Annotated in this window: 7 protein-coding genes; 5 read left to right on the forward strand and 2 right to left on the reverse strand. The window is 74.8% G+C overall.

Translation table 11 applies throughout. From position 1 onward, the window contains the following. Together EF903_RS21035 and EF903_RS21040 are read left to right on the forward strand one after the other, a co-directional pair. The coding region (locus EF903_RS21035) for a DUF4352 domain-containing protein (protein ID WP_125545440.1) at positions 1 to 455 on the forward strand (455 nt) is incomplete at its 5' end. 73 nt (positions 456 to 528) lie between these two features. Further along, positions 529 to 2,283, forward strand: coding sequence for an NAD+ synthase (locus EF903_RS21040; protein WP_125545442.1), 1,755 nt, complete (start codon positions 529 to 531; stop codon positions 2,281 to 2,283). Between the two features lie 162 nt (positions 2,284 to 2,445). Here EF903_RS21040 and EF903_RS21045 read toward each other — a convergent pair whose 3' ends face one another. After that, on the reverse strand, positions 2,446 to 3,474 hold the full coding sequence (locus EF903_RS21045) for an endonuclease/exonuclease/phosphatase family protein (RefSeq protein ID WP_125545444.1): 1,029 nt from the start codon (positions 3,472 to 3,474) through the stop codon (positions 2,446 to 2,448). A gap of 373 nt (positions 3,475 to 3,847) precedes the next feature. Between EF903_RS21045 and panB the strand changes: the two genes are divergently transcribed. From panB to EF903_RS21060, 3 genes are all read left to right on the forward strand, one after another. Continuing rightward, complete coding sequence (panB, locus tag EF903_RS21050; RefSeq protein WP_125545446.1) at positions 3,848 to 4,708, forward strand: 3-methyl-2-oxobutanoate hydroxymethyltransferase; 861 nt, start codon at positions 3,848 to 3,850, stop codon at positions 4,706 to 4,708. A 185-nt stretch (positions 4,709 to 4,893) separates the two neighbouring features. Continuing rightward, entirely contained in the window at positions 4,894 to 5,961 is a 1,068-nt protein-coding gene (locus EF903_RS21055; protein WP_125545448.1) for an ATP-binding cassette domain-containing protein, read from the forward strand. After that, on the forward strand, positions 5,958 to 6,815 hold the full coding sequence (locus tag EF903_RS21060) for an ABC transporter permease (protein ID WP_125545450.1): 858 nt from the start codon (positions 5,958 to 5,960) through the stop codon (positions 6,813 to 6,815). Before EF903_RS21055 ends, EF903_RS21060 begins: the two co-directional genes overlap by 4 nt. A gap of 59 nt (positions 6,816 to 6,874) precedes the next feature. Here EF903_RS21060 and EF903_RS21065 read toward each other — a convergent pair whose 3' ends face one another. After that, a complete protein-coding gene (locus EF903_RS21065; protein ID WP_125545452.1) occupies positions 6,875 to 10,246 on the reverse strand; it encodes a BTAD domain-containing putative transcriptional regulator in 3,372 nt (1,123 codons plus the stop codon). Between the last annotated feature and the right edge of the window lie 25 nt (positions 10,247 to 10,271).

Here is a 10,271-nt window from a genome sequence, read left to right on the forward strand (position 1 = left end):
GTCTCGCCGAACGGCAGCGGGGAGGTCATGCCGGGCACGTCGCCCCGTCCCGCGGCGACGTGCCCGGCATGACCTCCCCGCTGCCGTTCGGCGAGACGTTCGCCTACCCGGACGGGATCAAGGTGAGCCTGTCGCAGCCGAAGCCGTACAAGACGAAGAACCGCTACTCGGACGTCGGCAACGCGGTCCAGATGACGCTGACCATCACCAACGACTCGGCCAAGAACCACAACGTCATCTACGCGGTCCCGAACGTCCGCGACGACAAGGGCATGACCGCCAAGCTCGTCTTCGACGGGGACGTCCCGAAGCTGATCAGGGGCGACATCCTGCCGGGCCAGTCCGCCAGCGGCGTGGTCGTCTTCGAGGTCCCCGAGGGCACCACGAGCCTGAGCGCCGACATCTCCCCCGGCACCCTCATGCAGAGCGTGAAGTTCAGCGGGAAGATCGGCTGACGGCAGCAGCCGCGAACCGCCCGGGCACGGGGCCGCCACCCCATAGCGTCAGAAAGACGATTACACTGGCCCCGTGCCCCAACTTCGCCTCGCTCTCCATCAGATCGACTCGCACGTGGGCGACATCGCCGCCAACGCCGACTCGGTCGTGCACTGGTCCCGGCACTCCGCCGAGCAGGGCGCCCACCTCGCGGCGTTCCCCGAGATGATGCTGACCGGCTATCCCGTGGAGGACCTCGCGCTGCGCGGCTCCTTCGTGGAGGCCTCCCGCTCCGCCCTGGCCTCGCTGGCCGTCCGGCTGGCCGACGAGGGCCTCGGCGAGCTGCCGGTCGTCGTCGGCTACCTCGACCGCAGCGAGCGGGCCACCCCCCGCCTGGGCCTGCCCGCGGGCTCCCCGGAGAACGCGGCCGCCGTCCTCCACCGCGGGAAGGTGGTCCTCCGCTTCGCCAAGCACCACCTCCCGAACTACGGCGTCTTCGACGAGTTCCGCTACTTCGTGCCCGGCGACACCCAGCCGGTGATCCGGGTCCGCGGCGTCGACATCGCCCTCGCGATCTGCGAGGACCTCTGGCAGGAGGGGGGCCGCGTCCCCGCCACCCGCTCCGCCGGGGCCGGGCTGCTGATCTCGGTCAACGCCTCCCCGTACGAGCGGAACAAGGACGACGTCCGCCTCGAACTGGTCCGCAGGCGGGCCCGGGAGGCCGGCTGCACCCTCGCCTACCTGGCGATGATCGGCGGCCAGGACGACCTCGTCTTCGACGGCGACTCGATCGTCGTCGGCGCGGACGGAGAGGTCATCGCCCGCGCCCCGCAGTTCTCCGAGGGCTGCGTCCTGGTCGACCTCGACCTGCCCGCGGCACGGCCCGACGCGCCCGAGGGCGTCGTCGGCGACGGTCTGCGCATCGACCGCGTCGTCCTCTCCGAGGAGCCCGTGGAGCCGTACGAGCCGGTCGCGGCCGGCGGCGGCGCCGAGCGGCTCGACGACGACGAGGAGGTGTACGACGCGCTGGTCGTGGGCCTGCGCGCGTACGTCCGGAAGAACGGCTTCCGATCGGTCCTGATCGGGCTGTCCGGCGGCATCGACTCCGCGCTCGTCGCCGCCATCGCCTGCGACGCCGTCGGCGCGCAGAACGTGTACGGCGTCTCCATGCCGTCGAAGTACTCCTCGGAGCACTCCCGGACGGACGCCGCCGAACTGGCCCGGCGCACCGGCCTCAACTTCCGCACCGTCTCCATCGAGCCCATGTTCGACGCCTACATGGGGGCCGTCGGCCTGACCGGCCTCGCCGAGGAGAACCTCCAGTCCCGGCTGCGCGGCACACTGCTGATGGCCCTGTCCAACCAGGAAGGCCACATCGTCCTCGCCCCGGGCAACAAGTCGGAGCTCGCCGTCGGCTACTCCACCCTGTACGGCGACTCCGTCGGCGCGTACGGCCCGATCAAGGACGTCTACAAGTCGGACGTGTTCCGCCTCGCCCGGTACCGCAACCGGGCCGCCGAGGAGCGCGGGGAGACCCCGCCGATCCCGGAGAACTCCATCGCCAAGCCGCCGAGCGCCGAGCTGCGGCCCGGCCAGGTGGACACCGACTCGCTGCCGGACTACCCGGTACTGGACGCGATCCTCGCCCTGTACGTGGACCGCGACCAGGGGCTGGAGGCGATCGCCGCCGCGGGCTACGACCGCGGACTGGTGGCCAGGACGCTGCGGATGGTGGACGCGGCGGAGTACAAGCGGCGCCAGTACCCGCCCGGCACGAAGATCTCCGCGAAGGGCTTCGGCAAGGACCGCCGCCTGCCCGTCACCAACGGCTGGCGCGAGCGGGCCTGACACCCGCGGGGCGGGCCGGCGCGGCCCGCCCCGCCCCCACGCACGCCGCGGGGCTGGCGCGAGCGGGCCTGACGCCCGCGGGGCGGGCCGGCGCGGCCCGCCCGCCCCACGCACGCCGCGCCACGGGCCACGGGCCACGGGCCACGAGCCACGGGCCACGAGCTACGGGCCGACCGTCACCCGGGCGGCCACCGGCAGGTGGTCGCTCGCGGTGCGCGGCAGCGTCCAGGAGGCCTCCGGCTTCATCCCGCGGACCATGATCTGGTCGATCCGCGCCATCGGGAACGCCGCCGGCCAGCTGAACCCGAAGCCGTCGCCGGCGGCGCCCTGCGTGGAGCGCATCTGCGAGGTGACCTCGCGCAGCGAGCGGTCGTTCATCGTGCCGTTGAGGTCGCCGAGCAGGACGACCTTGCCCAGCGGCTCGGCGGCGAGCGCCGCGCCGAGCGCGCCGGCGCTGTTGTCGCGCTGGTTCGCGGTGAAGCCGGCGTTCAGCTTCACCCGGACGGACGGAAGGTGCGCCACGTAGACGGCGATCCGGCCGCGCGGGCTCTCCACGGTGGTGCGCATGGCCCGCGTCCACCCCATCCGGATGTCGACCGGGCCGCTCGCCGTCAGCGGGTACTTGCTCCACACGCCGACCGTGCCCTCCACGGCGTGGTACTTGTACGTCCCCGCCAGCGCCTTCTCGTACGAGGGGACGGCGCTGCCCTTGAGCTCGGTCAGGGCCAGCACGTCGGCCCCGGAGCGGGCCACCGACTCGGCGGTGCCGCGCGGGTCGGGGTTGGCCGCGTCGACGTTGTGGGTGGCGACGACGAGGTCGCCGCCGGTGCCGGACTTGCCGAAGACCAGGCCGCCGAAGAGGTTCAGCCACACGACCGCCGGCAGCAGGCAGGCGATCAGGGCGGTCGCCGAGCGGCGGAACACGGCGCACGCGACGAGGACGGGCGCGAACAGCCCCAGCCAGGGCAGGAACGTCTCGGTGAGGCTGCCCAGGTTGCCGACGTCGTTCGGCAGCCGCGAATGGAAGATCATGACCAGGGCGAGCACGACCGCGAGGACGGCGGTGGCGATCCCGCGCCGCCAGATCCCTCTGTCGCGGCGCAGTTCGGCCAGGCGGCGCCGGAGGCCGGATCCGGAGGGCTCGCGCTCCGAGCCGCCGTTCCCGGTCTCCGCCATGTACGCCTGTGCCATGCCACTGCCCTCGCTGCCCTGCTCGCGCTCCGTTCCCGCACCATGACCCTAGGCGATGGACGGAGCCTTCCGTGCCGGTGTTCCGGCCGTACGTCCGGGAGGACGAACGGCCGTGCGGCGGGGGTTCCTGTTGTCACGAAACGCGCACATTCGCTCGGACGCGTGCCGTTCGCGCACCCGAACGGGCGCACCCGGGCGCTTGCGGGGGCCTCGGGGCGGCGTCGGGGCGGCCTCGGGGACGGCTCGCCTGCGCGGCGAGTGTGACGCACCGGTCACCCCACCACTTTCGCGGCGGCCGGGCCAGGTGCCACCATGGTGGGTGAGTCCGGGGACGCCGTCAGGGCGCCTCGAGATGACACAAGGAGCAGTTGCCATGACGCATGCCGTTTCGCCTGCCCGCGAAGCAGCCTCCCCCACCCTGTACGGGGGCACGGGCACCCGGCGGATCACCGTCCGCGACCTCACGCTCGCCAAGGAGCGCGGTGAGAAGTGGCCCATGCTCACCGCCTACGACGCGATGACCGCGTCCGTGTTCGACGAGGCCGGCATCCCGGTGATCCTGGTCGGCGACTCCATGGGCAACTGCCACCTCGGCTACGAGAACACCGTCCCCGTCACGATGGACGAGATGGCCCTGCTGTCCGCGGCCGTCGTGCGCGGCACCAGCCGGGCCCTCGTCGTCGGCGACCTGCCGTTCGGCTCGTACCAGGAGGGCGCGGTGCAGGCGCTGCGCAGCGCCACCCGGCTCGTGAAGGAGGCGGGCGTCGGCGCGGTGAAGCTGGAGGGCGGCGAGCGCTCGCTGCACCAGACGGAGCTGATCGTGCAGGCGGGCATCCCGGTCATGTCCCACCTGGGCCTGACCCCGCAGTCCGTGAACGCGATGGGCTACCGGGTGCAGGGCCGCGGCGACGAGGCCGCGCACCAGCTGCTCCGCGACGCGAAGGCCGCGCAGGACGCGGGCGCGTTCGCCGTGGTGCTGGAGCTGGTGCCCGCCGAGCTGGCCGCCGAGGTCACCCGCTCCCTGCACATCCCGACGGTCGGCATCGGCGCGGGCGCGGACTGCGACGCGCAGGTGCTGGTGTGGACGGACATGATGGGCCTGACCGGCGGGAAGATGCCGAAGTTCGTCAAGCAGTACGCCGACCTGCGCGCCACGATGACGGGCGCGGCGAAGGCGTTCGCCGAGGACGTCGTCGGCGGGGCGTTCCCGCAGGAGCAGCACAGCTTCCACTGATCCGCCGAACCCCGCCGGCCGGCGCCGGGCCACCGGGCCGGCAGGCCGCCGACCGCCCCGCGCGGCCGGCGGGCTGCCGGCCCGCCGGCGTCCGGCCCGCCGGCGCTGCGGGGCTGTCGGCGCTGTCGGCGCTGCTGTCGGTGATCTGTCGGTGATCTGTCGGTGGCCGCTGGTCCCATGGGGCCATGACGCGAACCGACAACAACCCCCAGCACGGCCCGAACGCCGTCGAGGTCCGGGGACTGGTCAAGCACTTCGGTGACACCAAGGCCCTGGACGGAGTCGACCTGGACGTCCGCGAGGGCACCGTCCTCGGCGTCCTCGGCCCCAACGGCGCCGGCAAGACCACCCTGGTCCGCTGCCTGTCCACCCTGCTCGTCCCCGACGCCGGCACCGCCCGCGTCGCCGGGTACGACGTCGTCCGCCAGCCGCGGCAGCTGCGCCGCACCATCGGCCTGACCGGCCAGTACGCCTCGGTCGACGAGAAGCTCTCCGGCTGGGAGAACCTGTACATGATCGGCCGGCTGCTGGACCTGTCCCGCAAGGACTCCCGCGCCCGCGCCGACGAGCTGCTGGAGCGGTTCTCCCTCACGGAGGCCGCGCGCAAGCCCGCCACGACGTACTCGGGCGGCATGCGCCGCCGCCTCGACCTGGCCGCCTCCATGATCGGCCGCCCGGCCGTGCTGTACCTGGACGAGCCCACCACCGGCCTCGACCCCCGCACCCGCAACGAGGTGTGGGACGAGGTGCAGCGGATGGTCGCCGAGGGCGCCACCGTCCTGCTCACCACCCAGTACATGGAGGAGGCCGAGCACCTCGCGCACGAGCTGACCGTCATCGACCGCGGGCAGGTCATAGCGGGCGGCAGGATCGACGAGCTGAAGGCCCGCGTCGGCGGCCGCACCCTGCGGATCCGGCCCGCCTCCGCCTCCGACCTGCCGGGCATGGCGCGCGCCCTCGCGGAGGCCGGGCTGGACGGCATCACCGGCGCGCAGGCCGTGCCGGACGAAGGCGTCCTGCTCATCCCGATCCTCAGCGACGAGCAGCTGACGGCGGTGGTCGGCCTGCTGGCCGCCCGCGGCCACGCGATCGCCGACCTCGGCACCTACCTGCCCAGCCTGGACGAGGTGTTCCTCGCCATCACCGGCCACCGGACCGCCGACGCGCAGGACGCGCCGCCGGCCGGCGAGCGGCAGACCGGCCGCACGGGCCGGACCGACCGCACCTACAAGAACACGGAGGTCGCGGCATGAGCACCGCCACCACGAGCAAGCCCGCCGCCACCGCCGCGGCCGCCGCACCGGCCGGGACGGGCCCGCTGCCCGGGGAGGGCCGCATCGGCCTGCGGGCCAACCTGCGGCACATCTCCGCCCTGGCCCGCCGCAATGTCATGCAGCTCAAGGCCGACCCCGAGTCGATGTTCGACGTCGTGTTCATGCCGATCGTGTTCACGCTGCTGTTCGTGTTCGTCTTCGGCGGCGCGATCTCCGGCCAGGGCAACCAGGACGCGTACGTCAACTACGTCGTCCCCGGCCTGATGGCCATGATGGGCCTGAACGTCGCCATGGGCGTCGGCGTCGGTGTGAACAACGACTTCAAGAAGGGCGTCATGGACCGCTTCCGGTCCATGCCGATCGCCCGGTCGTCCGTCCTCCTCGCGAAGATCGTCGTCGAGCTGGGTCGGACGCTGATCGCCATCACGATCCTGCTCGGGGTCGGCTTCCTGCTGGGCCTGTCCATCGAGACGTCGTTCACCGACCTGCTGCTGGCCATCGGGCTGTCCGCCGTCTTCGGCGCCTCCCTGATGTGGATCTTCATCCTGCTGGGCCTGACCCTGCAGAACGCCCAGGCCGTGCAGGGCGTGGCGATGATGGTCCTGATGCCGCTCCAGTTCGGCAGCTCGATCTTCGCCCCGCCGTCGTCGATGCCGGGCTGGCTGCAGTCCTTCACCGACTACAACCCGCTGTCCCAGCTCGCCGACGCGGCCCGCGGGCTGATCAACGGCGGCCCCGTCGCCCACGCCGTGTGGGTGACCCTGGCCTGGTCGCTGGCCATCACGGTCGTCACCATGCCGCTCGCGGTGCGCAAGTTCCGCCAGAAGACCTGATCCGGCCGGTCGGTCCGCTCCGGATCGCGTCCCGGACGGGCCCCCGGCGGGGGGCCGGGTCAGATGAGGGCGGCGGCCTCCTCCAGGGTGAGGCCGCCGCCCTCGGCGTACGCGGCCCCGTACGCGGCGTCGTCCAGCGCCCCGCGCACCAGCTCCTCGGTGCGGTCCAGGTCCTCCCGCTCGGTCGCCACCGGGACGTGCCCGTCCGGCAGCAGCGCCCGGTAGGCGCCCAGCAGCCGGGCGGCGAGCACCGCCTCCTCGCGGCCGCCGAGCCCGGCCCGCGCGCGGGCCGCCGTCAGCATGTAGACGGCGGGCAGCTGCGGGGCGACCATGTCGGCCAGCGGGTCCCGGGCGGACTCCAGGGCCTGCCGGAGCACTTCGAGCGCCTGCTCGTGGCGGCCGTCCTGGTTGTCCAGCCAGGCCGTCGTGGCGAGCAGGTAGCAGTCGAAGACGGCGTAGGCGCCCATGGCGAACTCCTCGCGCAGCTGCCGGATGTGCGCGCGGGCGTCGGCGATGCGGCCCCTGCGCCCCAGGCACACCGCCATGAACAGGTGGGCGGCCGGCATGGCCTCGTTGCCGTAGCTGCGGGGCATGCCGCGCAGCACGTCGGCGAGGAGCTCCTCGGCCTCGGCGTGTCGCCCGCTCTCCATCAGCACCCCGGCCATCCGCACCCGCAGCACCGTCACCTGCGAGGGCGCCCCGAGCCGCTCCGCGTACCGGATCGCCGCCCGGAAGTCGTCCGCGGCGAGCGCGTACAGGCCGTGCTTCTCGCGGGCCTCGGCGCGGGCCGACAGCGCCTCCGCGCAGCCCCAGTCGTCGCCGAGCGCGGTGAACAGCGCGAGGCTCTCCTCGGCGTCGCGGGAGGCGTCGCCCGCCCATGCGGCCCGGTTGGCCAGCACGTTCGCCCGGAGCTGGAGGGCGCCGGCGAGCTCCCAGCGGTAGTCGAAGGCGCGGGCGGTCTCGACGGTGGCGTCGATGGTGCGGCGCAGCATCTCCGCGTCCCCGCCGATCATCACCGCGTAGATCCACAGCGAGCCGGGGGCCCGGCAGGTCTGCGGCAGGCCCGGCCGGTAGGCGGCGAGGATGCCGTCGATCAGCGGGCGCACCTCCGGCGAGTTCCAGTTCTCGCTGTTCTGGTCCCGCGCGGCGAGCTGGAGGAGCCGGATGCCGCGCCAGGCCTCGGTGAGCGCCTCCCCGTGGTACGGCGGCGGCGTGTCGGCGATCCGCTCGTGCACCGGCCCGGCCGGGGCGACGGGCGCGCGGAAGGGGTCCGGGCCGAGCTCGGCGACGGCGTTCGCCCAGTGCCGGCACTCGGCGCGCAGGTCGTGCATCTGCCAGTACCAGACGAGGCAGTGCACGAGGCACAGCGCCTCCCCGGCGTCCCGGGCCGCGACCGCCCGGCGCAGGGCGCTGCGGAGGTTGTCGTAGTCGGCCGCGAGCCGCTCCCCCGCCTCCCGCTGCCCCGCCCCGCGCAGCAGCGGCTCGACGGCCCGGGCGAACTCGCGGTAGTGCACGAGATGCCGCCGCTCGGCGGCCCCCGCCTCGCCGGCCTCGGCGGCGAGGCGCTCCCCGGCGTACTCGGCGACGGTCTCCAGCATCCGGTACCGCATGCCGCGGGGCCCGGGCGCGGCGATGACGAGCGACTTGTCGACGAGCGAGCCGACGACGGAGGCGACGTCACCGGTCCGGACGACGGCCCCGTCACGCCCTCCGGCACCGGGGTCCGGGCCGGTGCCGGGGCCCGGCTCCGGGTCGGGGTCGGGGTCGGCGCAGACCGCTTCGGCGGCGGGCAGGTCGCAGCCGCCGGCGAAGACCGACAGGCGGGCCAGGACGCGGCGTTCCGCCGCGTCGAGGAGCTCCCACGACCAGTCGACGACCGCGCGCAGCGTCTGCTGCCGCGGCAGGACGGTGCGCGCGCCGCCCGTCAGCAGCCGGAACCGGTCGTCCAGCCGGTCCGCGATCTGCCGGGGCGTCAGCATCCGCAGCCGCGCCGCCGCCAGCTCGATCGCGAGCGGAAGGCCGTCCAGGCGGCGGCAGATCTCCGCGGCCGCGTCCGGGTCCTCGGCGACGGTGAAGCCGGGGCGGGCGGCGGCGCCGCGGTCGTCGAGGAGCCGCAGCGCCGCGTGGTCCGGCAGCGGCTCCACGGGCCGGAGGAACTCCCCCGGCACCCCGAGCGGTTCGCGGCTGGTGGCCAGGATCCGCACCCCCGGGCAGTGGGTGAGCAGCCGTTCGGCCAGCTCGGCGGCGGCCCCCACGACGTGCTCGCAGTTGTCGAGGACCAGCAGCATGCCGCGCCGGGCGCAGTGCTCGGTGAGGCGGGCGAGCGGCTCGTCGCCCGCCCGGTCGGTCAGGGCCCGCAGCTCCTCGGCGGAGGCGCCGCGCAGTTTGGTCTCGCGGGCGCCGAGCGCGGTGAGGACGGCCTCGGCGACGTCGTCCGGGTCGGTGACGGGGGCCAGTTCGGCGAACCACACGCCGTCGGGCCACCGGCTGCCGCCGGCCGCGCCCGCGGCGTGGGCCTCGGCGGCCTCCTGCGACAGGCGGGTCTTGCCGGCGCCGCCCGGCCCCAGCAGGGTGACGAGCCGGGCCCTTCCGAGGTCCGCGCCGATGGCCCGGATGTCCTCCTCGCGCCCGACGAACGTCGTCAGCCGGGCCTTCAGGTTGCCCGGCCGCGCCTCCCCGACGGCCGCGGCCCCCGGGGCACCGGCGGCCCCGGGCAGCGGCGCGAGGAGCCCGGCGTGCAGGGCGCGCAGGGCCGGCCCCGGGTCCGTGCCGAGCCGGTCGGCGAGCTCCCGCCGGACCTCCTCGAAGGCGGCGAGCGCCTCCGCCGCCCTCCCCGCGTCCCGCAGTGCCCGGATCCGCAAGCCCTGGAGCGGCTCGTCCAGCGGATGGCGCCCGCACAGCTCGGCGAGCTCGGGCAGGACGCGTTCCGCCTCGCCGAGGCCGAGGGCCGCCGCGAGCCGCCCCCGCCGGGCGTCGGCCCGTACGGCCTCCCAGCGCGCGGCCTCCGCGCCCGGCTCGGGCAGGTCGGCCAGGGCCGGTCCGCGCCACAGCGCCAGCGCCTCGTCGTACAGGGCCGCGGCGCGCGCCGGATCCCCCTCGACGGCCTCGGCGGCGGCCCGGACGAGCCGCTCGAAGCGGTACGCGTCGACGTCGTCGCGGGCGGCCGCGAGCAGGTAGCCGCCCTCCGCGGAACGCACGGCCTCCCGGCCCAGGGCCCGCCGCAGCCGCCCGACCAGCGCCTGCAGGGCGGCCGGCCCGTCGGCGGGGGGCTCGCCGGCCCACACGTCGGCGGTGAGCAGGTGCACCGGCACGGGCCGCCCGGCCCGCAGTGCCAGCGCGGTCAGCAGGGCGCGCAGCCTCGCCCCGCCGACGGCGACGGGCGTCCCGTCGCCCCGAACGACCTGAACGGAACCGAGGATCGCGTAGCGCACCGCCCCATTGTCCCCACCAGGACGC

The organism is Streptomyces sp. WAC05292, assembly GCF_003949955.1.
In the GTDB taxonomy this organism is placed as follows: domain Bacteria; phylum Actinomycetota; class Actinomycetes; order Streptomycetales; family Streptomycetaceae; genus Streptomyces; species Streptomyces globosus.